Origin of the sequence: Chloroflexus sp. (assembly GCF_034431535.1) — a bacterium.
GTDB lineage: Bacteria > Chloroflexota > Chloroflexia > Chloroflexales > Chloroflexaceae > Chloroflexus.
The window spans coordinates 1-25,468 of record NZ_DAOUDC010000020.1; the positions used below are offsets into that span (position 1 = coordinate 1).

Annotated in this window: 21 protein-coding genes; 9 read left to right on the plus strand and 12 right to left on the minus strand. The window is 60.5% G+C overall.

Translation table 11 applies throughout. The features are described from left to right. On the minus strand, positions 1 to 1,298 hold a 1,298-nt coding region (locus tag U9R61_RS05640; protein WP_322487844.1), incomplete at its 3' end, for a SulP family inorganic anion transporter. A gap of 340 nt (positions 1,299 to 1,638) precedes the next feature. Between U9R61_RS05640 and U9R61_RS05645 the strand changes: the two genes are divergently transcribed. After that, positions 1,639 to 3,108, plus strand: a complete 1,470-nt coding sequence (locus U9R61_RS05645) for a glycosyltransferase family 39 protein (protein WP_322487845.1) — start codon at positions 1,639 to 1,641, stop codon at positions 3,106 to 3,108. A gap of 56 nt (positions 3,109 to 3,164) precedes the next feature. Continuing rightward, entirely contained in the window at positions 3,165 to 5,123 is a 1,959-nt protein-coding gene (locus U9R61_RS05650) for a hypothetical protein (RefSeq protein ID WP_322487846.1), read from the plus strand. 41 nt (positions 5,124 to 5,164) lie between these two features. Here the strand turns inward: U9R61_RS05650 and U9R61_RS05655 are convergent, their stop codons facing one another. The 10 genes from U9R61_RS05655 to U9R61_RS05700 form a co-directional block, all read right to left on the minus strand. Further along, complete coding sequence (locus U9R61_RS05655) at positions 5,165 to 5,914, minus strand: phosphoribosylaminoimidazolesuccinocarboxamide synthase (protein ID WP_322487847.1); 750 nt, start codon at positions 5,912 to 5,914, stop codon at positions 5,165 to 5,167. Between the two features lie 427 nt (positions 5,915 to 6,341). Further along, positions 6,342 to 7,376, minus strand: coding sequence for a phosphoribosylformylglycinamidine cyclo-ligase (gene purM / locus U9R61_RS05660; protein ID WP_322487848.1), 1,035 nt, complete (start codon positions 7,374 to 7,376; stop codon positions 6,342 to 6,344). After that, positions 7,373 to 8,383 carry an ATP phosphoribosyltransferase gene (gene hisG, locus U9R61_RS05665; protein WP_322487849.1) on the minus strand — a complete coding sequence of 337 codons (1,011 nt, stop codon included), beginning with the start codon at positions 8,381 to 8,383 and terminating at the stop codon, positions 7,373 to 7,375. Before hisG ends, purM begins: the two co-directional genes overlap by 4 nt. Beyond that, entirely contained in the window at positions 8,380 to 9,066 is a 687-nt protein-coding gene (locus tag U9R61_RS05670; RefSeq protein WP_322487850.1) for a creatininase family protein, read from the minus strand. Before U9R61_RS05670 ends, hisG begins: the two co-directional genes overlap by 4 nt. Next, positions 9,063 to 10,502, minus strand: a complete 1,440-nt coding sequence (gene hisZ, locus U9R61_RS05675) for an ATP phosphoribosyltransferase regulatory subunit (RefSeq protein WP_322487851.1) — start codon at positions 10,500 to 10,502, stop codon at positions 9,063 to 9,065. The genes U9R61_RS05670 and hisZ overlap by 4 nt, the downstream gene beginning before the upstream one ends. Before the next feature lie 631 nt (positions 10,503 to 11,133). Beyond that, positions 11,134 to 11,493, minus strand: coding sequence for a response regulator (locus tag U9R61_RS05680; RefSeq protein ID WP_322487852.1), 360 nt, complete (start codon positions 11,491 to 11,493; stop codon positions 11,134 to 11,136). A gap of 96 nt (positions 11,494 to 11,589) precedes the next feature. Beyond that, complete coding sequence (locus tag U9R61_RS05685; RefSeq protein ID WP_322487853.1) at positions 11,590 to 13,029, minus strand: HAMP domain-containing sensor histidine kinase; 1,440 nt, start codon at positions 13,027 to 13,029, stop codon at positions 11,590 to 11,592. 143 nt (positions 13,030 to 13,172) lie between these two features. Next, positions 13,173 to 13,898, minus strand: a complete 726-nt coding sequence (locus U9R61_RS05690) for a hypothetical protein (protein ID WP_322487854.1) — start codon at positions 13,896 to 13,898, stop codon at positions 13,173 to 13,175. Between the two features lie 121 nt (positions 13,899 to 14,019). Beyond that, the gene (locus U9R61_RS05695) at positions 14,020 to 15,660 is read right to left on the minus strand and encodes a VWA domain-containing protein (RefSeq protein ID WP_322487855.1); all 1,641 of its coding nucleotides are present in this window, start codon (positions 15,658 to 15,660) and stop codon (positions 14,020 to 14,022) included. Between the two features lie 42 nt (positions 15,661 to 15,702). Further along, positions 15,703 to 16,809, minus strand: coding sequence for a substrate-binding domain-containing protein (locus tag U9R61_RS05700; protein WP_322487856.1), 1,107 nt, complete (start codon positions 16,807 to 16,809; stop codon positions 15,703 to 15,705). Positions 16,810 to 17,458: 649 nt separating this feature from the next. On the opposite strand from U9R61_RS05700, the gene U9R61_RS05705 reads away from it, so the two are divergent. The 7 genes from U9R61_RS05705 (at position 17,459) to U9R61_RS05735 (ending at position 23,668) form a co-directional block, all read left to right on the plus strand. Then, positions 17,459 to 18,379 carry a sugar ABC transporter permease gene (locus tag U9R61_RS05705; protein ID WP_322487857.1) on the plus strand — a complete coding sequence of 307 codons (921 nt, stop codon included), beginning with the start codon at positions 17,459 to 17,461 and terminating at the stop codon, positions 18,377 to 18,379. Between the two features lie 54 nt (positions 18,380 to 18,433). After that, a complete protein-coding gene (locus U9R61_RS05710; protein WP_322487858.1) occupies positions 18,434 to 19,324 on the plus strand; it encodes a carbohydrate ABC transporter permease in 891 nt (296 codons plus the stop codon). 143 nt (positions 19,325 to 19,467) lie between these two features. Then, a complete protein-coding gene (locus U9R61_RS05715; protein WP_322487859.1) occupies positions 19,468 to 20,823 on the plus strand; it encodes an ABC transporter substrate-binding protein in 1,356 nt (451 codons plus the stop codon). Between the two features lie 249 nt (positions 20,824 to 21,072). Beyond that, positions 21,073 to 21,837 carry a hypothetical protein gene (locus U9R61_RS05720; RefSeq protein WP_322487860.1) on the plus strand — a complete coding sequence of 255 codons (765 nt, stop codon included), beginning with the start codon at positions 21,073 to 21,075 and terminating at the stop codon, positions 21,835 to 21,837. A gap of 122 nt (positions 21,838 to 21,959) precedes the next feature. Continuing rightward, the gene (locus U9R61_RS05725; protein ID WP_322487861.1) at positions 21,960 to 22,193 is read left to right on the plus strand and encodes a DUF2267 domain-containing protein; all 234 of its coding nucleotides are present in this window, start codon (positions 21,960 to 21,962) and stop codon (positions 22,191 to 22,193) included. 89 nt (positions 22,194 to 22,282) lie between these two features. Beyond that, positions 22,283 to 23,032, plus strand: a complete 750-nt coding sequence (locus U9R61_RS05730) for an E3 ubiquitin ligase family protein (protein ID WP_322487862.1) — start codon at positions 22,283 to 22,285, stop codon at positions 23,030 to 23,032. A 432-nt stretch (positions 23,033 to 23,464) separates the two neighbouring features. After that, positions 23,465 to 23,668 (plus strand): hypothetical protein, encoded by a 204-nt coding sequence (locus tag U9R61_RS05735; RefSeq protein WP_322487863.1) that lies wholly within the window; start codon positions 23,465 to 23,467, stop codon positions 23,666 to 23,668. A gap of 85 nt (positions 23,669 to 23,753) precedes the next feature. Here U9R61_RS05735 and U9R61_RS05740 read toward each other — a convergent pair whose 3' ends face one another. Further along, positions 23,754 to 25,430 carry a M14 family metallopeptidase gene (locus U9R61_RS05740; RefSeq protein WP_322487864.1) on the minus strand — a complete coding sequence of 559 codons (1,677 nt, stop codon included), beginning with the start codon at positions 25,428 to 25,430 and terminating at the stop codon, positions 23,754 to 23,756. Positions 25,431 to 25,468: the final 38 nt, after the last annotated feature.

The following is a 25,468-nucleotide window of genomic DNA, read 5'->3' on the forward strand; positions in this document are numbered from 1 at the left end:
GTCACGGCTTCCACCCGCGGCATTGCCGTGCGCAGCAGGTAATAGCCGAGCGACATCAACACGCCGATCAAGATGGCGAATTGCAGCGGCAAGGTGAGGGTCAGCACCAGCGTGATCATCATAATGAACCCTTCACTGCGTGAGCCGCGCCAGATCCGCGCCATGTTGCGCCGGTCAACCATGCTCCAAGCGGTTACAGCCAATGCGCCGGCCAGCGCGGCGCGTGGTACTTCGGCCAACAATGGCCCCAGCACCGTGGTAGCGAGAAACACCGTGATGCCTGAAACCACCGCGGTGAATGCTGTTTTGCCGCCAGATTGAAACGCTAGCGCCGAGCGGTTGAACGAGCTCGAGCAGGGCATGCCGGAAAACATGCCTGATACGATATTCGCCAAGCCTTGGCCGACGAACTCTTGGTTGCTATCAATGCGCTGGCCGGTGTAGCCGGCAATCGCGCGCGCAATTGCCACTGCTTCAACCAACCCGATGATGGCTAAGGCGAGCGCACCGTTGAGTAAGTGTGCGATCAAGGCGAGGTCAAAGATCGGCAGTTGGGCGAGCGGCGGGAAACCCGGCGGCACCGGCCCCATGACCCGCACCCCTTGCGCTTTCAGATCGAGGAACCAGACCACCGGCGACACCACCACAATACTGATTAGCACTGCCGGAATCTTGCGCGTCAGCCGCGGTGTGAGAACGATCAATGCAATGACCGCCATCCCAACCGCCAGCGATGGCCAATGGATGGCGTCAAGATGGCCGGAGATCTCGTTGATGGTGGTGAACAGATCGGCGCCGGAAGGGAGATCGATCCGCAAGATGGTGCTGATCTGGTTTGAGAGAATGAGAATACCGGCGCCGGCGGTAAAGCCAACCGAGACCGCATCAGAGACGAAGTTCACCAGTATCCCCAACCGGGCCACCCCCATGAGCAGCCGGATGATCCCGGCCATCACTGCAATGAGACTAGCCGCCGTGACGAAGTCGGCGCTGCCGACCGCGACCACCGGCGCTAACACCGAGAGAGTGATGATGGCGGCGGTGTTGGTTGGGCCGCTATTGAGATGGCTCGACGACCCCCACAGCGCGCCGGCGATCGTCGCTGTCAACGCGCTGTACAGACCGACGATAGGAGGTAATCCGCCTAAAATCGCGAACGCGAGCGATTGGGGCAACAACACCAGACCAACGGTCAACCCGGCGAGGAAGTCGGCACGCAGCGTTTCGGGCGTGAATGAACGCACCAGCCGGATGGGTTGGGTGAACAGCGTAGAAGCTGAACGGAAGTAGTCGAGCATGATTTCGGTGGCGTAACAATATACAAAACAAACCCGAATCGACAAGAAGGTGCAATACGGCTATACTCGGATGAGATTCTAATTCACGCAATGAGCAATGAGTCGGTACCGTTACAACGATGCTAGATTACTTGCCACGGATAGCTGTATCATACCGCTCTTTGCGCGTTGATGTGTCATAGTTTTGTAAGGATCGTGCGCTTTTAGGCGGGATGGTGTCCGGCGTTTCGTAGTTACATCGATTACCTATGGAGTGCGGCCGTTTAACTGCCGCACTCCATGATAAACTGTTATCGTCCGGCAAGTATATAGTTGGCGTAATTCATATTGGAAACAAACGGTGGCGAGAAACGAACTCATCCAATCCTCCCCGACCCCTCTACTGGTAAGCGTACTTGATCGAGTTGGGTGGCTCTTGGCTATCGTCGCCGGCTTGGTGTTATTCGCTTTCCTCTACCGGCGCGGCTACGATGACCCGTACATTACGTACCGCTACGCGCTCAACCTCGCAACCGGTCACGGCTTTGTCTACAATCCCGGTACAGTCACGCTCAGCACCACTGCGCCGCTCTTCGGTCTGATCCTTGCGCCGGTGGCGTTGGTAGGCTGGCCATTACCGCTCGCCGCCAATCTGATCGGCTGCCTCAGCCATGCTACTGGCGCGCTGGCGTTGTGGCGTTTGGGCCGGCTGTGGCGCGATGAGTTGGCCGGCGCGGCGGCAGCTTTGCTCTATTTGCTCATGCCACTGCCGCTGACGACCCTCGGGAGCGAGACGTTGCCGGCGATGGCGCTCACCTTGTGGGCGTTTTTGAGTGCGGCCCAAGGCCGGCAATGGCTGACCGGCGCGCTGTTGGGGGCGCTGGTCTGGCTCCGGCCTGATGGCGTGCTGGCCGGGCCATTGGCGCTGTTGCTGCTGGTGATTGATCACGGAAACTGGCGTGATTGGCGGCGGTGGCCATGGGTGGCGGCTCTGGTGTGGGCCGCGATTGTTGCTGCCGGCCTCGGGCTGGCATGGTTGGTCTATGGCGCGCCATTGCCGGTGACGCTCTATGCCAAGCAACAGCAGGCGCTCATCCCCGGCTTTTACGATTTTGTTGATCGGTTGCAGGTCACCCTCAATGGCTATGTGCGCCAACCGTTTTACCAGATCGTGTTCGCGCTGGCCGGAATTGGTCTCTTCGCGACGCTGCACTCGCCGCGCTGGTTGATCTTGATCGGTTGGGCTGTGCTCTACGGTTTAGCCTATACTGTTTTGCAGGTCGCCGGCTATTTCTGGTACGTCGCGCCGCTGGTGATCGGTCTGACGCCGGCGTTTGGGGTCGGGGTGCAGGTGCTGGTTCGCTTGCTTCAGCGCATTGGCGGCAACTGGTTGTCGCTCGCCGGAGCTGTGCTGGTGTTGGGGGGGACGGTCCTTTGGCTTAGCGGATCGGTCTATCGCATCGGCCAGCAGATCGATCAACGGCTGACGGTGTACCGCGCCGCCGGCGAATGGCTGGCTGCCAATACAGCGCCTGCGGCGAGCGTCGCGACGCTCGAAATTGGCATTATCGGCTATTATGCGCAACGTCCGCTGATCGACTTTGCCGGTCTCTTGCAGCCCGACATTGCGGCCCAGTTAGGGTCAGGCGGCTTCCCCGCCGCGGCGCAGTACGCGATCGATCGCTATCAACCGCAGTACCTCGTCTTGCAAGAGCAGGTATTGTCATTATTAGCGGGCCGGCCTGATTTGGTGGAACGTTGTCCGGTCATCGCCGAGATTCCTGATCCGCGTTATGCCGCGCCATTGACGATCCATCAATGCCAGTGGTAAAAGAGTATGCTACCCTGTGGATGATCCAGCCTATGACATCAAATGAAGTCAAATCAATGAAGCGATGGATCTTGCTCATATTGGCGCTGGCGTTGCTCGCTGTGCCGACGCCGGCGATTGCCCAGCCAACCGAACCACTCTGTTTTCCTGATGTGCCGTTGATCGATAACTGCTTGCATCCGTCGTTTGTCGCGTATTGGCGCGACAATGGCGGCCTGCCGGTCTTTGGCTATCCGATCAGTTCGCTGGAACAGTTCGTTGGTGATGAAGGACGTACCTTAACTGTCCAATGGACGGAACGGAACCGGTTAGAGTTGCATCCAGCCAACCCGCCGGCCTATCGCATCCAGATCGGGCGGATGGGGGTCGAGGCGTTGGCGCGGGCCGGACGCGATCCGTTTGCCGATCCGCCTGATGCCGGGCCGCAACCCGGTTGTCTCTGGTTCCCCGAAACCGGCCATAATGTCTGTGATCAAGAACCGGGCAATGGTTTCCGCACCTATTGGCAGAACAACGGGTTGCGGATTCCCGGCCTTAGCCGCTATGCCCAATCGCTGGCCCTGTTCGGCTACCCGTTAACCGCGCCGTACATGGAGCGGAACGCCAATGGCGATCTGGTGTTGACGCAGTGGTTCGAGCGAGCGCGTTTCGAGTGGCACCCGCAGAACCCGGCCCGTTCGCGAGTATTGCTCGGTTTGCTGGGGCGTGAACTGTACACTGTGTCCCAGTCTTTCCCTGATCTGCGCGGCGGGCGTTCGGTGTTTGGGGTTGAGATCAATCGTGGCTTTGGGCGCGCAACTGCCGCGCAATTAGCCGAACTCGGCGCTGATTGGGTGCGCTACAACGGTATTCGCTGGGATGAAGTCGAGCCAAACCCCGGCGCGCGCAATTGGGCGGCGTTGCAGCAGGTAGAGGCTGACATCCTCGCGATCAATGCTGCTGGCGCTGTGCCAATGGTGATTGTACGCAATGCGCCAGTGTGGGCGCAGGCGCAACCCAATAAACCTTGCGGCCCGATCCGTACTGATGCTTTGCCCGCCTTCGCCGCTTTTCTGAACGATCTGGTAGCGCGCTATAGCCAACCGCCCTACAACGTGACCTTTTGGGAGTTGGGCAACGAACCGGATGCGCCGTTTCAACTCGTTGGCAGTGATGCGCCGTTTGGCTGTTGGGGCGATGAGAATGATAACGATGGCTACGGCGGTGCGGCGTATGCGGCGATGCTCAAAGCTGCCTATCCCGCTATCAAGGCTGCCGATCCACGGGCGCAGGTGATCTTGGGCGGCTTGCTGCTCGACTGTGCGCCTGATCGACCGCTGGCCAATGGCCAGCCGTGCCGGGCCGGTCGCTTCTTTGAGGCGATACTGTGCGCCGGTGGCGGCGAGTATTTCGATATTGTCGCCTACCACGCTTATGGCTACTTCAGGCGTAACCATGATCCCGACCGCGAACGTCCGAATTGGAGCGATCGCGGCGGCGCAACGCTCGGCAAAGCTGAGTATCTGCGTGCCGCATTGGCCCGATACGGCTATGCCAAGCCGTTGATGATGAATGAGGGTTCGCTGCTGTGTTATCGCAGCTCTCCCACCTGCCGGCCCAACGGCTTCGAGGAGGCGAAAGCCGATGCGGTGCTGCGGTTGTACGCCCGCACCATTGCCGCCGATCTGCTCATGTCGCACTGGTACACGCTCAACGGCCCCGGCTGGCAAGAGGGTGGCTTGCTCGATGGCCGGCAACAACCAGTGCCGGCCTTTCGCGCCTTCCAATTTGCCCGCCAGCAACTCGGCGCAGCGCGCTATCTGCGTCCAGTGACGGTGACTGGATTAGAGGGGTACCATTTCCGCGCGACTGAGAGCGAGGTGATTGTGGTCTGGAGCGTTGATGGCGTCGAGCGAACCTATCCTGTGCCGGCTAATGCTCGCGCGATCTATGATGCTACCGGCGTCGCTCTGCCATTATCGGCAACCGTAACGCTAACCACCGCGCCGCGGCTGATTGTGATCTCTGTGCCGTAATGAATCGGGGCGGACTATGAACCATAGTCCGCCCCAACCGGTTATTCCTTGCCCACCCACCGTCCGGTCAGTTCGGCCACCAGCGCGTACCGCTCGCGCACGTCGGCCAGTAGCGCCTCGTCAACCACCTGCGCATTGCGATAGACCTGCTTGTCAAGCATGCGGTTGGGGTCGCCTCCCGGCCAAATCCGCCACGAGTCGTTGTCGATCACGTCGGCAACCAGCAGGCTGCCATTGCTGGCCCGGCCAAATTCGATTTTGAGATCAACCAGTGTGACATCGAGCGTGGCCCACGCCGTTTCGAGGGTCTGAAAGACTTGCCGGCCCGTGTTGGTCATCTGCTCGACTTCAGCGGCAGTGGCGATTCCCTGCGTGACGATCTCTTCCGGCATGATCTGCGGGTCGTGACGAGCGTCGTCTTTGAGAAAGAATTCAACCAACGGCGGCTCAAATCGCTGTCCTGCCGCTTCGGGATGGCGGCGCAGGTATGATCCTGCCGGTAAGCGGCGCATCACCACTTCCAGCGGGATCATCGCACAGCGCCGCACAACGGTGAGCGTTAGTTCCGGCGCAGCGATGAAGTGGGTCGCAATCCCAGCCCGGTTCAGTAAGTGAAAGACGTTGGCCGTTGTCTGACCGGCCAGCGCCCCTTTGCCCTCGATCACACTACGGCGTGCGCCGTCGCCGGCGGTGATGCCGTCTTTGTGGCGCAGAATCGCCAGATCGGGATCGGTGGGGTGGGCGTACACGATCTTCGTTTTGCCTTCCGCTAACACATGTCCGAGTTCCATGGTCTGCTCCTTCCCGTAGGGACGCGGGCCGCCGGCCCGCCGATGAATGCTACCCGTAGAGGTTGAGGAGTGGATAGAACATGTGGTCGAGCACAACCGTAGATCGATGTGCGATGCCTCAAAGCCCGGTGCTGTACTCCCCTCTCCCGCACCGGTGGGAGAGGGGCTGGGGGTGAGGGCGAAACGGCGCATCCCAAAGCCATCAACCATATCTGTGCTCATACGTTCTGTCCGCCCTTGAACCCGTAGAGGCGCGGGCCGCCAGCCCACCGATCCACGCGGCCCGTGGGGCGTGGGCTGCCGGTCCGCACTTTCATGTCATTGCGCGGGCCGCAGCCCTCGCAGCAATCTCCCGCCGATGCGGGAGCAATGGCTGTAGCGGCGTACTTTCCCGGCAACCAGCGCACATGCCTTTTCCCTGGTTTGGCTATTCCCCGTCATCCACCAGCCGCACCGCTGGCATGGCCGTCACCTGACCAACCAACCGCGTCTCTGAGACGGTTGCCAGCGCGGTTGCCACCGCTTCAGCCGGCACAATCACCAGCATGCCGAGCCCCATATTGAGCGCGTGGTAGGCTTCCTGTTCGCTCAACCCGCCAACCTCGACGAGCAATTGGCAAATCGGCGGGATCTCCCACCTCCCGCGCACGATGGCGGCCCCCATACCTGCTGGCAGCACCCGTGGCAGGTTGTCATAAATACCGCCGCCGGTGATATGGCAGAGCGCCTTGATCGGTACTGCTGCACGCAATGCGGTCACTTCGGGCAGATAGCAGCGGTGGATCGCCAGCAGCGCCTCGCCGATGGTTTGCCCGCCGAGGATGGCCGGGCGCGCGTGATAACCTTCGGTGGCAAAATGTTGGGCGACGATCCGGCGGGCCAGCGAGTAGCCATTGGTGTGCAAGCCGGTGCTTGGTAGCGCCAGTATCGCATCGCCGGGGGTGACATCGGCCCGTGGCAGCATGGCATCCCGCTCGACGACGCCGACGATGGTGCCCGCCAGATCGAACGCGCCGGGAGCGTAGACATCGGGCATCTCGGCGGTTTCGCCGCCGATCAGCGCGCAGCCGGCGGCGCGGCACCCGGCGGCGACGCCGCCGACAATCGCGGCCACCGACACCGGATCGAGCTTCGCCACCGCAATGTAATCGAGGAAGAAGAGCGGGCGCGCGCCCTGCACCAAAATATCGTTAATCGCGTGGTTGACTAAATCCTGCCCAACAGTGTCATAGCGGCCAAGCGCAGCGGCCACCAGTGTCTTGGTGCCCACGCCATCGGTGCTGCTGACCAGCACCGGCGCTTGCATCCCGGCCAGCGCCAGCGCCGCATCGAAACACCCGCCAAACGCCCCCATCCCGGCCAGCACTGCCGGCCCGTGGGTGCTGCGCACCGCCGCCGCCATCAGCTCTTTCGCCCGCGTCGCCGCGGCAATATCTACTCCGGCAGCACGATACTGGGTCATAGTCGCTCCTCGCCAAGACGTGCGCTGAGCCGCGCAAACGCCTCACTCTCAGCCCGAAAGACATGTTGCACTTGGACAGTGGTGACGCTGCTGGCGCCGATGCTGCGCAGGTAATCGATCGCCGGCAATAGTTCCTCTTGCGGTACGACTACATTCACGGCGTACCACCCGCTCTCACTGGCAAATTTACTCCACACCGGCGCGATCGTCGGCCCCTGCAAGCCGGCCAGCTCGTGGCGAGCCGTCACCTTCCGCCCCACCTCTTCCACCGATGCGCCGGGCAGATTGGCGGTCAGCGAATAGAAGAGGCGGCCACGCCGGCGGGCTTCGATCAATTCGCAGAGCTGGCGCACCAGCTCGAGCCGGGCCGGATTGCCGCGCAACGAACGGCGCGAGCCGATTAAGACCGCTTGCGAGCGAATGATCGGCCCGCCCACGATCTTCAACTGGTTCTCGCGAATGGCAGTGCCGGTCTCGGTGATGTCGGCAATAATGTCGGCGTAGCCAAGGCTCGGCGCCGCTTCGGTCGCCCCTTGCGACTCGACCAGTTCGAACATGTTGATCCCATTGGCATAACAGAAACGGCGCACGGTGTTGGGGTACTTAGTTGCGATCCGCAATCGCCGGCCCCGCGCTTGGAATTCGACCGCCAGATCGGCCAGATCGGCCCACGAGGTGACATCGATCCAGCTTTGGGGTACGGCAAAGACTAGCTCAACCCGCCAGAAGCCGAGGTCGTCGATGACGACCAGCACATCATCGTCATCGCCGCGCTGTTCGTGCAGCAGATCGTAGCCGGTCACGCCCAAATCAATCGCGCCCTCGGCCACTTTCGACACAATATCGGCTGGCCGATGCAGCAACACCTCCGTACCGGGCAAGCCGCGCAACACCGCCGTATACTGGCGCGGGTTAGCGCGGGTCACGCGCAGACCGCAACTTTCCAGCAACGCAATGGTCGCATCGTAGCCGGAACCTTTAGAAGGGATGGCAAAACGTAGTGTCATAGTGCAGACCTGTCATAACGCGCGCGGCGTTGTTGGTAGAGAGCAATAATCGCGGCTACGTTCCGCCGGGTATAGACATCTTGTACGGCCTTCGCCAGTCGATCGATCGCCAACGTGAGCGCATGGTTGCCCAGCGAGGGGCTGGCTACATCGCGCACATTGCGCCCGTCATCGGATGCGAGTTGGCTGAGATCGACCAATTCCGGGTGCATCGCCAACAACAGCGAGGTCTCCCAGAGCGCACCGTGATCTTGCATCGTTTCATCAACCAGCTCGAGCGGCGAGATGGCAAGGGTCAGCAGTTGATGGTGCGACCACGCCGCCTCGGCAATATTGATCAGCGCCAGATCGATCATCGTGGTTGCGGGCAAACCGATCACAATAGCGGCTTGAAACCCTTGGGCGGCTATGGCAGCCAGCCGTGTCGCCACGACTTGGCGGAATAGCTCGACATTGTCATTGCTATCCCACCACAGTAATGGATAAAGGATGCCACCCACCCGCCGCGCTGCACCTTCGGCTACCGCTTCGGCGATATAACCGGCAACTCCGCGGGGCAAGTGCGATCCGCGCGATTCTAATGTCGCCCACGGCAACCAGCAGATTGGCTGTTTCGCGATGAGCTGTTGCTGCTGCGCCGGCAATATGTCAACGTAGCGCCCCCACGCTTGCGTAGCGCTCATAACGCCTCCCCCAATGCCGCCAGCGCAATCCGCCGTTCGGTGCGCGCAGCCAGATCGCGCCACACGACGTACTCGCCCTCACGTTCGGCTGCGCCCACGATCACGGCAGCGGCAAAACCGCGCCGGGTCGCATCGCGCAGATTATCTTTCACGCTCCTCCCGCGCACATCGAGCACCACCGCTCTCCCGCCGGCGCGGATGCGTTCGGCGACGACTAACGCATACGGGTAATCGTCATCGCTCACTGCGGCCACTAACACGGTCGCTGGCAGCGTCAATTCCGGCATTGTCGCCGCGGCCAGCACCCGTTCCAACCCATAGGCAAAACCGACTGCCTGGGTTGGTTGTCGCCCGCCGAGTGCGCTGACCAGATCGTCGTAGCGTCCGCCGCCGCAGAGCTGGTTCCCGTCACGGTCGTAAATCTCGAAGATGAGACCGGTGTAGTAGTGCAATCCGCGGCCCAACGCGCCATCGATCACCAGCCGATCGCTCGGCACGCCATGCGCTGCCAGCAGATCGAGAATGGCTTGCAATTCGCGGAAGGATGCCGATTCGCTGCCGAGCAGGCTCGCTAGTGCCGGCAGCGCCTGCGCAGGTGAGCCGCTGATCGCAGCGAGTTGGGCCAACTGCGCTAGCGCCGCTTCGACTAATGGCTGCTCATCGGCCCGGCGCAGGGTGCGCAACAGGCGTTGGATCACTTCCGCCGGGCTGCGGGTGCCGGTGCGCAGATCGATCCGCATCGCGGCCAGCACCCGTTCCAACCAGATGGCTGCGTGCGCATCATCGAGGCCGGGGGGCAATTCGAGACCTTCCGGCGGTGTGCCGAGGTTCGCCAATACCCGCTCGCGCACCGGTTCGATCCCCTCGGCCCGCAGCCGCTCAAGGCTCCATACCAACAACCCGCGGGTGCGTTCAGGCAACGCAAACCGCAGCAGCAGCTCGCGCACCAGCCCGATATGGCCAATGCGCACGGTATACCCGCTCACGCCGGCGGCGTCCAAACCGGTGCGGGCCAGCGCAATCACTTCCGCATCGGCGCGCGGCGGCAAGCCGCCGATAATCTCGCCGCCAATCTGCGTAAACTGGCGATAGGTATGGCGTTGGGGCCGCTCGTAGCGAAAGACTGGCCCGGCATAACTGAGGCGCAGCGGCAACGGTTGATCCTGCATCCCGGCCACATACGCCCGCAACACCGACGCCGTCCATTCTGGACGCAGCGCCAGATCACGCCCGCCGAAGCTAAACTCATACACCTTGCCGACCAGCTCTTCGCCGAGTTTGCGCAAATAGAGGTCGCGGTGCTCGATAATCGGCGCATCGAGCATCTGATAGCCGTAAATGGCTATGGTTCGTTCCAAAATGGCTTGCACATACCGGCTGGCAGTATGTTCAGCCGGGGCGACATCACGCATGCCGCGTACCAAATCGATGGTCACAATACCTCCTGTCGGTTGGTATGCTACCATGCCGTATTGTAACCGATCGGTTACGCGATGGTGTTGTACTGGCGCATGCGATTAGGCGAAACGGGGCAACCGGCAAGGCCTTGATCAGGCAGAACCTGCTATCGCCGAGCTAGGCATACGCCCCAAGCCGTTCTCACCACCCCGACCCTGCCGGCGCAGCAGGCTTCGTAAAGCCAGCCCGGCCCTTGAGGCTTGCGGGGCGGACAGAACGTCTGGTTGCACACACCCGTTGAACGTTGTGTGATGCCTCAATGCCCGGCTCTTCGCTCCCCTCTCCCGCGCTAGCGGGAGGGGTGCTGGAGGTGAGGGCGAAACAGTGCATCGCAAAGCCATCAACTGCCTCTGCACGCATACGTTCTGTCCGCTCCTCAACCTGCTGGAGGAGGGGCGGTGATGGCTACCAAGCGATACAAGAGGCACAAAACATTTTTGTGCATTGAGGGCCGGCAGCCCGCGGAGCGGGCTTCATAAAGCCAGCCCGGCCCTTGAGGGCCGGGCGTAGGAAGCAGAATAAACTTACCTAACGCGCAGCGTGGGTTTCGCAACGCTTGCTAGGCCTGAAAGGCCGGGCACACGATCGATCGATCCGGGTCGGGACGGTCTACCGCCCAACCAAATCGCGCACCGTGCTGAGCAGATTGGTCAAATTACCCGTCTTGGGCACATAGGCGTCAAACCCTTGCGCCACAAATTCGCCCAGCGTCTTTTCGGTGCGAGCGGTGTGCGCAATGATCGGACACCGCACGCCCTGCGCCCGCAGATCGCGCAATACCATCAAGCCATCGCGATCGGCCATACTAATATCGAGCACGATCACATCAGGTGCAAACTCATGCACCTTCGCCAGCGCCTCAGCGCCGCTGCCGACCGAGAGCACCTCGTGGCGCCCAACATGGCGGAGCACACGCTCGAACATCGAACGGGCCGTGTAGACATCATCGACGAGCAGTATTTTTGCCATCGTTCCTTGCTCCTTTGCTCACTTGCACCATTGCCAGCGTGCGATGTTGATAGAGATGAAACGTGGCACTGCCACGTTTCATCGTTGTGGTTATCGTTATGCTCTTTCCGTACCGGCCCGTGTGCGCGGCAACGAGAAGAAGAAGATGCTGCCCTTGCCCAGTTCGCTTTCCAGCCACATCCGCCCGCCGTGCAGCTCGACCAACCAACGGCAGATCGAGAGACCCAAACCAGTGCCGGCGTGCTGGCGCGTGTCGGCATTTTCAATTTGCTCGAATTGTTGGAAGATCCGCTCTTGATCGTTCGGCGCGATGCCGATACCGGTATCGCGCACCCAGAGCACCACCTGATCAGTGTCTGCCCGTGCCCCGACCGCAATCTCGCCCGAATGAGTAAACTTACATGCGTTCGAGACCAGATTCAGCAATATCTGCCGCACCCGCACTTCATCGGCCAGCACCGTCGGCAACGGATCGCGGTATTCGCGGCGCAACTGGATGGGTCGCTCGCCGATCAGTGCCTGCGCGGTGCGCATCGTCTCATTGAGCAGCGGCGTCAACGCGAGATTGGTCTTGTTCAGCTCAAGCTTGCCGGCCTCAACTTTCGCCAGATCGAGAATATCGTTGATCAAGCCGAGCAAATGCTGGCCGCTGCGCCGGATCTCAGCAATATCTTGCAGCACCTGTTCGTCAATGCGCACATCGCCGTACATTTCGGGATGTTCGAGCATGGCGGTGCTAAAGCCGATGATAATATTGAGCGGCGTGCGCAGCTCGTGCGACATCGTGGCCATAAAGTTGGACTTTGAGCGGTAGGCCGCCTCGGCAGCGGCCCGCGCCTCTTCCAGTTCGAGGGTGGTACGGTACAGTTGTTCGTTGAGCAAATCGCGTTCGAGCAAGGCCCGTTCGAGATCGGCTTGGGTCGAGCGCAACAACTGTTCGCGCCGCTCGGATTTTTGCGCCGTATCGATCGCCCAACTGATCGTGCCGCGTACCACATACGCCGCCGCCCAACTGAGCGTTGCCGCGCCGAGCAATAAGGCGATCAGGAATATGATCTGGCCGATCGCTTCAAACCACGTTGGCCGCGGCTGGCCGATCAGATCGGCGCCGAGCAGCAAGCCGAGGTAGAGCAAGATCGCCGCTTGCGTCGCTTGAAATGGCGCGCGGGACGAGACCATGATCCCGGCGGCAAAGACCCCCAATACCGAAAGATAGATGAAACTGTTGTTGGTGAAGCCAAATGCCGCGCAACTCAGAACCGGCAACAGCGTGATTGCGCTGACCATCACCACGCTGGCTAGATGGAGGTTGCCGCGCCGCCGCAACCGGTCGCTCACGGCAACGCTGGCGAGCAGCAACAGGATCACAACATACGGCCAGGTATTGCCCTGCCACCGATTCAGCAGCAAGATGCCGGCGCCGCCGCCGGCGAGCGTTGCTAAGAGCACCAGCATCGGCGGCAACATATCAGCGACGAGACCTTCATCGGGTGTTGCGACCGGAGTGCGAGCGGGGATGAGGGTGCGCGCAACCATAGGATGTTGTTCCTCTCGCGGGTGGTTCTATTAGATGTTGCTTGCGAATATCATAGCAGGCCTTGCCGGTTGGGTACATTGAAAGATGATGAAAGGCCGTATGGTAACGTGGCGTCTGTAGAGCGGCAGCGCATGCTTGGCCGTTACAAGCCGGTCATCGCGGTATCCAACACTTTGCGGAAGACCTCCATATCGCTGCGCAGATCGGTGAGACGTTGCTGGACGGCGCCGCTGGCCGAGGCCATCGCGACCGCATCGGCGGTCTTGAGCCGGACAATCTCGGCTAAAGTGGTGTCGAGGCTGGCGTCAATGTTCGCGAGTTGGGCCTTAATCCGGTTGAGGTAGGTGCTCAAATCTTGAATATGTTGCTGTTGGGCGCGCAATGCTTGCCGCCGCTCTTCGAATTGCTGGCGGGTGAATGGGTCGATCGTTGCACTGATTTGCCAATCGAGTTGGGTCAGTTGTTGTGACAAACGCTGCCAATCGTTCGTGGCTAAGAAGCGTTCAATGATTTGCCCTTTGTCGGCCAGCACATACGCCTCGGCCACTAAATCACGGGTCTGGTTGACAATATTGCTGAGCAGACCGGCAAGCGGGCCTTGCGCCGCGCCGGCGGTTCGTTCGACCTCGCGCTGCGATCGCTCGATCTCGCCAAGCGCGGCTTGTAGCGCCGGACTGGTGATGCGCGGGCGTGGTGCTGGCGGTGGTGCGGTCAGCAAGGGGTCGTGCGCCGCCAACCACGTGGCAGCAAGGTAGAGGGCGATGCCAAGCGGCAACCACCAAATCGTGAGCGACAAGCCGCCGAAGATCGCGGCAACTAGCACGAGCAGATTGAGCGGTTGCAAGGCGGCAGTGCGGAGTGTGTCCATACCATCCTGCCTTTGGCGAGATAGTTTCTTGTGTAATTATATCACGCTATGACGACATGTAATGGTCTTTAGTATGGAGTGCGGCAGTTTGACTGCCGCACTCCATACTGTCAACCCGGCCCTAGAAATACCGGCTCAGGTTTTCAAAGATCTGGGCAATATCGCCGGTATCGCCGACCACCACAATCGTGCGGGCAAACTCGGCGATCGACTCAAGCACCTGCCGGTCGGCATCGCTGCCGTAAGCCACCGGGAAGATGCTGATCCCGCTCTCATCGAAGAGGCGCCGAATCTCATCGAGCGATGCCCGGCTCGAGTTGTCGGCACCATCCGAGAGCAACACCATCGCGCGAATGCGATCGTCTTCAGCCGGCGGTAGATTGTCAAGCACCTGCTTCCCCAAGACCAACGCATCGAACAATGCCGTCCGGCCCGAAGCGCGCATCGCTTGAATAGCGGTTTGCAACTCGATCCGGTTATCGTTGAGCGGCGCCATCGGCACCACTAGGCGGGCCGTTGAGTCGAACGTTACCAGACCGACCCGATCTTCGGGCAAAATCCGTGCGAGGAAGGTCTCGATCCCAGCTTTGACCATTGTCATCTTATCGCCTTCCATCGAGCCAGAGGTGTCAACCACCAGCAAGATGTCGGCTCGCTTGCGGTTGAGTACCCACGAGTTCTTGACCGCAACAATCACTTCCGCCGAAGGCACGGCCAAGACGGTCTGCACTCCTTGCGGGTCGGCGCCGAAGGCCGGGCTGATCGGATCGGTCAGCGGCACGTTGGGGTTGGCCGGGCGAAAGCCGAACGACATTGCGGCGCGCTGGCTCTCTTCGGTGAGCAGAAATTCGAAGAATCGCTCGGCGGCTGCCCGTTCATCGGCAGTGGCGCTGGCCATGATGATGAACGGGTTGTCGTGCCAGAAGGTGCCCTCGGCTGGGTAGATCGCGACCAGCGGCGTCGGCGGTGGGTTGAATTTGTTGAAGTCGATGAGCGTAATCTCTTCCATCGGGAAGGCCGAGATGTAGCTCATGCCGAACTTCTTCATGTTTTCGCTAAAGATTAGCGTGTTGTAGCCGTAGTGCTTAATGCTGCGCCCTAATTCGCGAATGAAGCGAGTCGCCTCTTCGCTTTGCACATCAGCCACGGTCAAGCCGTCGCGCTTGCCGGTGGCGGCGTAGAACTCGGCGATCAGCGTGCTGAGCGCCGTCGTGCTGATTTCGGGATCGGTATGACCCCACGAGAAGCGACCCCATTCCGGGTGACCGAAGCGCCCCCAGCCTTGTAGGTCGTTGGTCAGCTCGAGGATATCCTTCCAGCCGATCGGCTTATTCGGCCAACCCATCGCCTCGGCCATCGGCTTCCACATCGCAATCACCACCGGCGTAAGCACCAGCGGCTTGTTGGAAACGGCCACGTTCTGGTTGCCAGTCTCTTGCTTAAGCACTTCCAGCCACGTGCTGGCCGACGGACTCCAGACCGTCACTTTCAACGTGCCGTTCTTGATCTCGGTGCGGGCTGCGCCCGATGATTTGTTGATCCCCTCAACCCGCACTCGGCGGTCGTTGACCGTGATCCGCTGTTCGTTGAAGCGGGCAATCTGCTCGGTCAGCCATTTATCCTTTTCAGGACTGTAGGCAATGTTAATGGTGATTGCATTAGCATCACCGCTATCAAACATGGCGCCAATGTCACCGCAACCGCTCAGGATCGTTGTCAGCGCCACGAGCAGCGATAGTAGTTTGAATAGCCGGATCTGCATAGAGTGCTCCTCTCAGATATTCCGATAGTAAGCGTGTAGCGCTCATCTTCCCGTTGCGCTTTGCCATGTCCTTATCAGTTCAGTTACTACCTCTGGCGACGGTGTGGCCAGTTGCGCGGCGAGATCAAGTTGGAGGCCATAATCACTGTAATGACCAAAGAGCGATGTGGGATCGTTGAGGTCTATCGTCACCTGCGGATTGGCCGGGCGAAAGCCGTACTCGCGCATGGCGATGGTCTGTTCGGCGGGGCTGAGCAGGAAATTGCGCAGCAAGCGGGCAGCTTCGCGTTCGGCGTTGTCGACCCACGGTGCAGTAAGAATAGCGTAGGGATGGTCGCTGACGATCGTCGCGGCGGGGTAGTAGACCCGTACCCGTAACCCGCGGCCTTCACCCTGCCGGAACGTTTGCAGGGCGAGGTTTTCATACGTAGTGATGATGTCGTAGACGCCGGGCCGGATGATGAAATCGGTAGTGAGGGCGCCGGTGCTGTCGGGCCAGTCGTCCACGCACTCATTCAGTTGGCGCAGCCACTCGCGCAACCCGACGTCGCGGGCTTGTTCGATCGTCAGACTGCTGGTTTGGTGGTACTGCGCCGCCAGCACGATCACACTCTGCAACCCGCCGTTGCTCTTGGCTGGCGATGAGATGCCAATTCGCACATGGTTGATCTGAACGGGCAATTGGCGTTGCCAGAGTTGCCATGGGTTAGCGATGCCATCCGTGCTCGACGCTTCACGCATCAAGGCCACCAGCGGGGTAAAGGCCAGCGGTTGGGCCGCCTCGCGCAGCAGATCGGCCCGCCATTGCTGCAATTCGGTGAGTTGCAGCGCACTGGCCGGGCTAATGGCGGTTGGTTGGTAGTCATCGCGTTCGATGGCAGTGATCAGATCGCGGGAACCGGCGACGCGGATGCGCACCTCAACCGTCCGCCCGTTGATCGTCGGGTTGGTGCGGGCAAACCGTTCGATCGCACTGCGCAGCCATGCCTCTTTTTCCGAACTGATGGCAAATTCGACCCGGATTGGCGGCGCGGCGGTGGGTAGCGGCAGCGGCGCCCAGCCGACGGGGCCAAAAGCGACGGTAATTATCGCCAGCAAGAGCGTTGCCAGTAGGTAGATGCCTGCTATCGCGCGTGAGATTCTCAACATATCTATCTCGCTTCGTGTGGTAGCGGCTGCTTATTATCGTAGCATCTTATCCATACTGGCGTGATTCCAAACTGTGTTGTCTTCACTATAAGGATACGCGCCATGGTGACGGAACGTTGCAAATGAACGGAGCAGCCTAGTGGTGAGGGCATACTGCCAAGCCGCAAAGCGAGCAAAGACGCAGGAAAACGCCAAGGCGCAAAGGACGCAGAGGACGCAAAGGAGGTTGGAGCGGAATCATTCTCTGTGTCCTCAGCGCTCTCTGCGGTAAACCGCTCGCCCGTACCCCGGCCCCTCGCTCACGAGTGCGGGAGCGGGGGCCGTGAGGTGATGGCATCAGCCCGCTACGCGAGCTGCGTAACCATAGCCCGGCCCTTGAGAGCCGGGTTCACGGCTGTCCACCCTTGAACGCCATGACAACCGGGGTGTGGGCGCGTGCTCCTCGGTTGTCATGGCGAGCCGAGTGGAGCGAGGCGAAGCAATCTCCCACTCTCGTGGGAGGGGTGCGCTTTTGCCCGCCGGGCGAGCTCTGACTTAATAGCACCATGGCAGAAGCTTAACGTTAACTTAATGCTTCAATGATGACTGATTAACCTGAGCTCTCTACCATAGCATAGCTATTGGTAATGACAGCCGCTTGCGAGACGCTATGGCCACGTATACGCCGCATCCAGAGCGCCATCCGAATACGCTACGGCGCGAGCATCGTGAATGGTTGCTCTTCGCCCTCTTTATTGGCCCGAATCTGTTGCTGTTTGGCGTATTCACTTATTGGCCGCTGCTCTACAACGTCTATCTCAGCCTGGTGCGCTGGGATTTTCTGCGCCCGACGATGCCGTTCGTCGGTCTGCAAAACTACATCTCCGCCTTCAGCGATCCCCGTTTCTGGAACATCATTTGGCAAACGGCCACCTTTACCGTCTGGTCGGTGGGGCTAACGCTCGTGCTAGGGCTGTTGTTGGCGCTGTTGCTCAACCAGTCGCTGCGCTACCGCAACATGGCGCGCGCAATGGTGTTTGCGCCGGTGGTGATGTCGGGCGCTGTGGTGGCGGTGGTCTGGAGCTATATCTTTGACCCGCGCTACGGCTTGATCGACCAACTGTTCGGTTTTATCGGCTTCGATTCGCCAAACTGGCTGGTCGATCCGTTCTGGGCCATGCCGGCGGTGATTATGGTCTATGTGTGGAAGAACATGGGTTACGCGGTGGTGATCTACCTCGCTGGTCTGCAAACCATCCCCCGCGAGTTGTACGACGCGGCGCGGGTTGATGGCGCTGGCGCGTGGGAACGGTTCTGGAACGTGACCCTGCCCGGTTTGTCGCCGGTGGCTTTCTTCTTGTCGGTGACGAGCATTCTGACCTGTTTTCAATCCTTCGACCTCATCCGTGTGCTGACCAATGGCGGCCCGGCTGATGTAACGACGACGCTGGTCTTCCACCTCTACGAGCTGGGGTTTGTCTCGTATGACGCGGGGAAGGCGGGGGTGGTGGCGATCGTGTTGTTCCTCATCATGTTGGCGCTGACGATGGTGCAGATCCGCTATGTCGAGCGGCAAGTGACGTATGAATGATGGTGGTAGGGGGCATAGATTCACACGGGTGTGACGGATAGATACGGATTAGGTATGGCGGTGACGAACGAAATTGAGCGCGCAATTACGCCGGTGGCTGTTCGCCAGCGATCGACGCCACTCTCGCTGGTGGGGTGGCGGATCGCTGGGTACGCAGCGATGCTGCTGGTAGTGGTGGTGATCGGCCTGCCGGTGTATTGGACGGTCATAGCCGCGTTTAAAGAGACGCGCGAAATCTACTCGCTGCCGGTGACGTGGTGGCCGGTGAACCCCACGCTAGCCAATTTTCCGGCGGCGTGGCAGGCGGCGCCGTTTGGTCGCTATTACGTGAATAGCTTTATCACCACGTTCGTGGGCGCGGCGGCGGAAGTGATTTTAGCGCTGTTCTCGGCTTATGCGCTGGCTTACTTACGCTTCCCGCGCAAAGATTTGGTCTTTCTGCTGCTGCTGGCGGCGCTGATGGTGCCGGTTGAGATCACGATTGTGCCGAATTATCTGACGGTGGCCCGACTTGGCTGGATCAATACTTACCAAGGCATTATTGTGCCGGGAGCGGCCATCGCCTACGGCACCTTCTTGCTCCGCCAAGCCTTTCTGGCCGTGCCGCGCGAGATTCTCGAAGCGGCGCGGGTTGATGGTGCGGGTCATTTCCGTATTCTGTTCAGCGTCGTTGCCCCGATTGCCCAGCCGGCGATCGTGACGATGGCGCTGTTGTCGGTGGTGAGCAAATGGAACGACTTCCTCTGGCCGCTGATCGTCACCAACACCACCGATATGCGCACGCTGCCGATTGGCGTCTTCTGGCTGCGCAATAGCGAGGGCTTGTCCAATTGGGGCGTGGTGATGGCCGGGTCGCTCTTCCTGATGGTGCCGGTGTTGATGGGGTTCTTGCTAGCCCAGCGGGCGATCGTGGAAGGGATGACCGCCGGTGCGGTGAAGGGGTAGGAGGGGCATCACGGTGTAATGCCGGCATTGCAGCGTAATGCCCTTACGGTATCGCGCATCACGGCAGCGGGCCGTATGCGATAGATGAACGCTCAGCATTCACACGGGTTCGTAGGTTCGCAGATTCCATACGAGGAGCGAGCATGAAGCGGACGTTTACCCGGCGCGAGTTGTTGCGCCTGATGATGGCAGGTGGCGGTGCGGCAGTGTTGGCGGCTTGTGGCAACCAGAGCGGGCAGGGCGGGCAGCCGGGAACGCAGGCCACCCAAGCTCCGGCAGTGGTGAGCCAACCCGGCTCGAAGGTCAAGATTACCTACTGGGGCTCGTTCAGCGGCAATCTGGGTGAAGCCGAGCAGGCGATGGTCAAGTCGTTCAACGAGTCGCAGAACGAGGTCGAGGTCGAGTATCAGTTCCAAGGCAGCTATGAAGAGACGGCGCAGAAGTTTACCGCGGCGTTGCAGGCCAACACCACGCCTGATGTGATCTTGCTCTCGGATGTGTGGTGGTTCGGCTTCTATCTGGCCGGCGCGATCACCGCGCTCGACGATCTGGCCAAGCAGGTCAACCTCGACTTCAATGACTTCGAGCCGGTGTTGCTCAATGAAGGCGTACGCAAGAGCGTTCACTACTGGATCCCGTTCGCGCGCAGCACGCCGCTCTTCTACTACAACAAGGCGATTTGGGCCGAGGCGGGCCTGCCCGATCGCGCGCCTGAGACGTGGGCCGAGTTTAGCGAGTGGGCGCCGAAGCTGGTCAAGAGCGATGGCAGCGGGGCCGCGTTTGGCCACCCCAACGGTGCCAGCTACATCGCGTGGCTGTTCCAAGGCGTGGTCTGGCAGTTTGGCGGCCAGTACTCGCAGCCCGACTTCACCATGACCATGACCGACCCCAACACGCTGCGGGCGGCCCAGTTCTACCAAGACACGGTGGTCAAGAACAAGTGGGCAGTGCTCAACACCAATCTCAACCAAGACTTCCTCGGCGGCGCGATCGCCTCGATGATGGCTTCGACCGGCGCGCTGGCCGGTATTCAGGCCAATGCCACCTTCCCGGTCGGTGTCGGCTTCCTGCCCAAAGAGACCAACTTCGGCTGCCCGACCGGCGGCGCCGGGTTGGCGATCGTCAGCCGCGCCCCCGCCGAAAAGCAACTGGCGGCGATGAAGTACATCGCGTTTGCCACCAACACCGTCAACGCTGGCGTGTGGGCGCGCAGCACGGGCTACATGCCGGTGCGGATCAGCACCAAGCAGACGCCAGAGATGGTCGAGTTCTTTAAGCAGAACCCCAACTTCAAGACAGCAGTTGATCAGTTGCCCAAGACGCGGGCCCAAGATGCGGCGCGCGTCTTCGTGCGCAATGGCGACCAGATCATCGGCAAGGGCCTTGAGCGGATCATCGTCAACGGCGAAGCGCCGAGCGCGGTCTTCGCGGCGGTGCATGAAGAGCTAACCCAAGGCGCCAAGCCGATCCTCGAAGATCTGAAGGCGCGCGAGGGGTAATCGTTTGACGAGGGCGGGTCGCGAGAGCGTAGCGCTCTATCGCTACCCGCCCTCACCTACGCAATCTCCTGCCGTCATCACTGCCATCTGCTCGTTCGTAGGCAACTCTTGTGAACACTTTTCTACGCGAAAAGGAACTCATAAAAAAGGAAGTCATGACAAGTGTAAAGGCGTAGTGATGCAACGCAGGCGATCAACCCCTTGTTGCGCCTGTGCGCCTTTAGCTCATAACAGAATGTTTTGGTCACTATGTTGACCATCGCCAACCCCAAAATCGCCGGGTTCACGCCACGCTGGGCCACCTATCGCGGCTTAACGATCCTCTTCGACAACATCGGTCTGCGCCGTGACGGGCCGTGGTTGCGGCTCGACTGCGCGCTCGACGCCATCCCAGAATATACCCTCTACCGCGGTTTGCGCACGGCGATGTGTGTTCTCGATCCGGATGCGCTCTTGCGCCGGTACCTGTTTTGCGCGCTGCCGCCGGCGACCTATCACGTGACACTGTGGGATGGGCCGAACGATGGGAATGTTGAACAAGTACTGCCGCAGGCGCGCCAGCGCATGGATGACCTCTTGCTCGATATTCCCGGCGCGCTTAGCCATGGCAATCTGATCAGCGGCACGATCGCCGGCTCGCCGCTGATCCGCCGGCGGGGATGGCAAGTGGGGTTTACCGTCAACCGGCTGGTCATCGTGCAGCAGTCGGCCTTAGTGGCGTTGCTGGCCCCGACGCCGGCTACCCGCGAAGCCTTCACCATGCTGGTCGAGCGACGCAGCGCATGGAATGCCAGCTTCCGCCATCGCTTCGGTATTGCCGCGTATGAGCCATATCTGCCTCATGTGACTCTTGGCTATTTCGCCGATCCGGCATTGGCTGCTGAAGCTGAAGCCGAACTGCCCGCATGGGACGAGCTGATCTTGCGCCATACCGCCGGCACGAATATTACCTTTACCAGCGCCAGCTTGTACGGTATGCTCGACATGGTGACCTTCTTTCGCACCGCGCGGTAGGGGCTGAGCAGCGCTCAGCCCCTACCCCTACCCCTACCGCGCCGCTCGCTCCCTGCCGCGATTGACACGAGATGCTATACTACAATTGTTTGGGAGGGTTTTCTATCAAAGGAGCTACCAAGATGAGTTCGGGCAAGACGCTGGTCGACCTGATTCGGGAAAAGACGGGGGTCAGCGCCGAGCAGGCGCAGCAGGCGGTTGATGTTGTGGTCGGCTTCTTGAAAGACAAGCTGCCCGATCCGATCGCCGCTCAGATTGATCAGGTGCTGAAGGGCGATGTTGGCACACTAGCTGAGCAAATCGATGCAGCGAAGACATTGCTCGGCGGGTTGTTGGGCGGCAAGAAGGATAACTAAGTCGGTACGGGCAGAGCAGCGCTCTGCCCGTACCTTTTTTTCCTTGGGATCATCATCAATCGCAGCGCGCATTCCCCTGAGGAGGAACCATGGTTATCGGCGGCGTCGTATTGCTGGTGCTGGCCGTTATTTTTTTCTTTGTCGCCCGCGCCAATGCCAATAAACTTCAGACCCTCAACGCGGTAGAGACCTATGATACTGCGACGCTGGCGGCCATTCACCAGCGCATTACCGCCGCATTGGGCGCAAGCGGCTTTGCCCAACCCTGCGAAGTCGAAGGCGTGATCGAGTGCGCGACGCCGCTGGCTGGCCCGATCTCAGGGAAGCCACTGGTCGCCTATACCTACACCGTTAACCGCGAGTACGAAGAACGGGTGACAATGACGACCAATGGCAAGCCAGAAACCCGCGTTGAGCGGCGCAGCGAGCAGATCGAGCACAATGAACGGCGCGTGCCGTTTCTGGTGCGCGATGAGCGTGGTCATGTGCAGGTGTTGCCCGATGGGGCGACGCTAGAGGTGATCGAAACCGGCAACCGGTTTGTCGAGACGCCCCAGCCATGGACGGGCGCAACCCGCACGTTGGGCCGGCGCGAATTCGAGCGCGGGTTGGAAGTGGGTGCGTGGGTGTTTGTGCTTGGCACGGCGATCGATCAGGGTGGCCGGCTGGCGATTGCCCGCCATCCTGTGAATAGCAAACAAACCTTTATGATTAGCCGTAGAAGCGAGCAAGAACTGGCCGCGTCGGCGGCAACGTGGGCGCGCAATATGAACTATGCGGCTATTGCCGGTGGCCTGATCGGGTTCGTATTAGTGGTATGGGGCATGCTGGCGGGGTAGGAGTCGGATAGTTTAGCGGTGAACGCAACGCCTGCGATCATATCGTTGTGTCATCGCTGCCTTGGTATCGAGGATCGTCCGCACCCAGCCGTGGATGCAGTGAAGACAGTGCATCCTACGTAAAAGTGCGATCAGTGCTCATCCAAACATCATTGAAAGCGAGGTGCTTCCCATAAAAAGAAGTGTCTCGTTGTTTTAAGGTCTTCTTAGTAGTGCGTCAATATGTTCTAAACGATTAAATTTGTTTCAATAATTGATAATACTACAGTTGCAAGAATCTGTTAAATCGATGAAAGAATAGTCATCTCTGCTGTTCATCTGTGATTTAAGCAAGGTTGATTGGCGCTTCTCAACTATTAACGGGGAGGTAGGTGATGCGAGACGCTCGACATCTGTTCATCATCATCACCGCATAGACTATTGCGCTGGCGAATGTGTTACCAGTCGCATCGTTCGACGCAGACGTGGGGCGCCCTAGACAGCAATGGCAGCGGCGCTGGCGCGCTGAATGGTTGGGGTTGGGTTGAGGCGCTGGCGGTTGCTCTCGATGGCAAGGTGTACGTGGGCGGCTACTTTAGCCCCGGTAACACGGTAACAATCCGCTGGCCAATTATGTGGCCTCGTATCGGATTGTGAATGTGATCCGGGTGGTTGTGCCGGCAATTACCCGGTAACGCATAACGAGCGGCGCAGCTTCCTGCCGCGCCGCTCTCCCGTTCCCCTAATCCCCCATCACCACCGTTGCCCGCGCGACGCCGGCGCGCTGGGAGCGGGCAGTGATGGTGATGTTGCTCCCCGCGGGGGCGCGGATCGTCCACGTCAGGCGGCGGAGGTTGTCGGTGGGGAAGCTGCCGCCCCACAAGGCCCGTTTGTTGGCCCGCCCTTCGAGCTGGCCGATCTCTTGCCGCTGTTCGCCGCTGATGATCGCGCCACCCTCCGGCAGGCTCACTTCAACCTCGATCGGTTGCACCGCCTTGACCTCTTGGGCTTTGCGGCTGCCGTATGTTGGCAGGTAGCCGCTGTTGGCGACCACCGCTTGCAGGCGGTAGAGGCCGTCGCCGAGCGGTTCGGCCTGCACGTGGCGCAGTTCGAGCCGCGGGCCGGTCTGGGCAAGGGCGAGCACGAAGCGGGTGTTGGGTTCGAGGGTGCGCAGCAAGAATGGCTCTGGCGGGTTGCCGAAGGTGCGCCGCTCGATCCAGCCGCCAATCTCGACCCGGCCAAGCTGCGGGTGGTCGAACGGTCGCCAGTTGACGAAGCCGGCTCCGCCGAGTTGTTCGTCGTTCCAGCGCAGCAGCTTGAGGTCGTCTTCTTCGGGGTGGTCGCGGAACCACTCGATGAAGTCGCGATCTTTGATCCCCGCTTCGCCGATCATGTCCCACAATTCCACCGTAAAGGCGTAGATGCCGAGCTGGTCGTAGGCCCAGTCGTCGAATGCGCCGCGCATAACCTCGCGCGGGTGGTAGCGGAAGCCGTGGTAGACCGAGACGTGTTTATAGCCGGTGATCTCTTCGCCGCGCCGCCCGAGCTCTTTGTACGTCCACAGATCGTCGATCGGCATCTGATCGTCGGGTTTGTCGGAGTAGGGCCGCAAGATCGCGCCCGAATAGGTATGGTACGAGATGGCGCTGCTGACGTTGAGATGCGAGGTGAGAAATTCGACTACGGCCCGAATCTCTGGTTCAGAAGCGGGATAGGGGCCGGCGCCGCGCTGCACCCCTTCCGGCGCCCAGATGTAGGGGAAGTTGCGGTTGAAGTCGAGACCTTGGGCCGGCGGGGCGATTTTGACTTCGTAGCCGTTGTAGTTGCGGATGTAGCCTTCGGTGAAGACCCGGTAATAGGTGCCGCCGCGCTCGTCGGGAGCGCGTGGACGCAGCAGGCGCGGATCGCGCTCGCTCACCTTCCAGCCGCCGTCAGGATCAACCACGCGCATCTGCAAGATCAGGCCGTCGCCGTCAATGTCGGCAGGGTACAACCCGTCGCGATCGTCGGTGAAGGGGTAGCGGCGGGTGCCCGACCGTACATAGACCGGCGAGGTTAGTGCCTGTTCCATGCCGTCGGGGTTGAGGCAGGGCACAATGTAGAGCGCGCGCTCATCGAGCAGCGCGGTGATGTTGGGATCGCTGCCGTATTGCGTGAGCGCGGTCTGGATGACGTGCAGCGCACCCATACAGCCGGTGACTTCGGTCGCGTGGATGTTGGCGTCGAGCCAGAACGCCGGCTTTTCGTCGTCGGGGCCGGTGGCCTGATTGGTGAGCGTCATCAGCCAGATTGGGCGGCCTTCGTAGCTCGTGCCGATGCTGCGCAACGAGCATAGCTGCGGGTATTCGGCGGCCCATGCCTGCAAGGCGGCTTCGACTTCGTGCGGACGGTAGTAGCGGGTGAAATCGATCGTTGGCATCGCGCAAATCCTTGCTTAATCAAAGATTTTACCCCTCT

Excerpts from the sequence above, each read along its gene's own strand:
- U9R61_RS05650 (WP_322487846.1), top strand. The coding sequence starts at position 3,165 with ATGAAGCGATGGATCTTGCTCATATTGGCGCTGGCGTTGCTCGCTGTG.
- U9R61_RS05655 (WP_322487847.1), bottom strand. The coding sequence starts at position 5,914 with ATGGAACTCGGACATGTGTTAGCGGAAGGCAAAACGAAGATCGTGTAC.
- purM (WP_322487848.1), bottom strand. The coding sequence starts at position 7,376 with ATGACCCAGTATCGTGCTGCCGGAGTAGATATTGCCGCGGCGACGCGG.
- hisG (WP_322487849.1), bottom strand. The coding sequence starts at position 8,383 with ATGACACTACGTTTTGCCATCCCTTCTAAAGGTTCCGGCTACGATGCG.
- U9R61_RS05670 (WP_322487850.1), bottom strand. The coding sequence starts at position 9,066 with ATGAGCGCTACGCAAGCGTGGGGGCGCTACGTTGACATATTGCCGGCG.
- U9R61_RS05680 (WP_322487852.1), bottom strand. The coding sequence starts at position 11,493 with ATGGCAAAAATACTGCTCGTCGATGATGTCTACACGGCCCGTTCGATG.
- U9R61_RS05685 (WP_322487853.1), bottom strand. The coding sequence starts at position 13,029 with ATGGTTGCGCGCACCCTCATCCCCGCTCGCACTCCGGTCGCAACACCC.
- U9R61_RS05690 (WP_322487854.1), bottom strand. The coding sequence starts at position 13,898 with ATGGACACACTCCGCACTGCCGCCTTGCAACCGCTCAATCTGCTCGTG.
- U9R61_RS05695 (WP_322487855.1), bottom strand. The coding sequence starts at position 15,660 with ATGCAGATCCGGCTATTCAAACTACTATCGCTGCTCGTGGCGCTGACA.
- U9R61_RS05700 (WP_322487856.1), bottom strand. The coding sequence starts at position 16,809 with ATGTTGAGAATCTCACGCGCGATAGCAGGCATCTACCTACTGGCAACG.
- U9R61_RS05705 (WP_322487857.1), top strand. The coding sequence starts at position 17,459 with ATGGCCACGTATACGCCGCATCCAGAGCGCCATCCGAATACGCTACGG.
- U9R61_RS05710 (WP_322487858.1), top strand. The coding sequence starts at position 18,434 with ATGGCGGTGACGAACGAAATTGAGCGCGCAATTACGCCGGTGGCTGTT.
- U9R61_RS05715 (WP_322487859.1), top strand. The coding sequence starts at position 19,468 with ATGAAGCGGACGTTTACCCGGCGCGAGTTGTTGCGCCTGATGATGGCA.
- U9R61_RS05720 (WP_322487860.1), top strand. The coding sequence starts at position 21,073 with ATGTTGACCATCGCCAACCCCAAAATCGCCGGGTTCACGCCACGCTGG.
- U9R61_RS05725 (WP_322487861.1), top strand. The coding sequence starts at position 21,960 with ATGAGTTCGGGCAAGACGCTGGTCGACCTGATTCGGGAAAAGACGGGG.
- U9R61_RS05730 (WP_322487862.1), top strand. The coding sequence starts at position 22,283 with ATGGTTATCGGCGGCGTCGTATTGCTGGTGCTGGCCGTTATTTTTTTC.
- U9R61_RS05735 (WP_322487863.1), top strand. The coding sequence starts at position 23,465 with ATGTGTTACCAGTCGCATCGTTCGACGCAGACGTGGGGCGCCCTAGAC.
- U9R61_RS05740 (WP_322487864.1), bottom strand. The coding sequence starts at position 25,430 with ATGCCAACGATCGATTTCACCCGCTACTACCGTCCGCACGAAGTCGAA.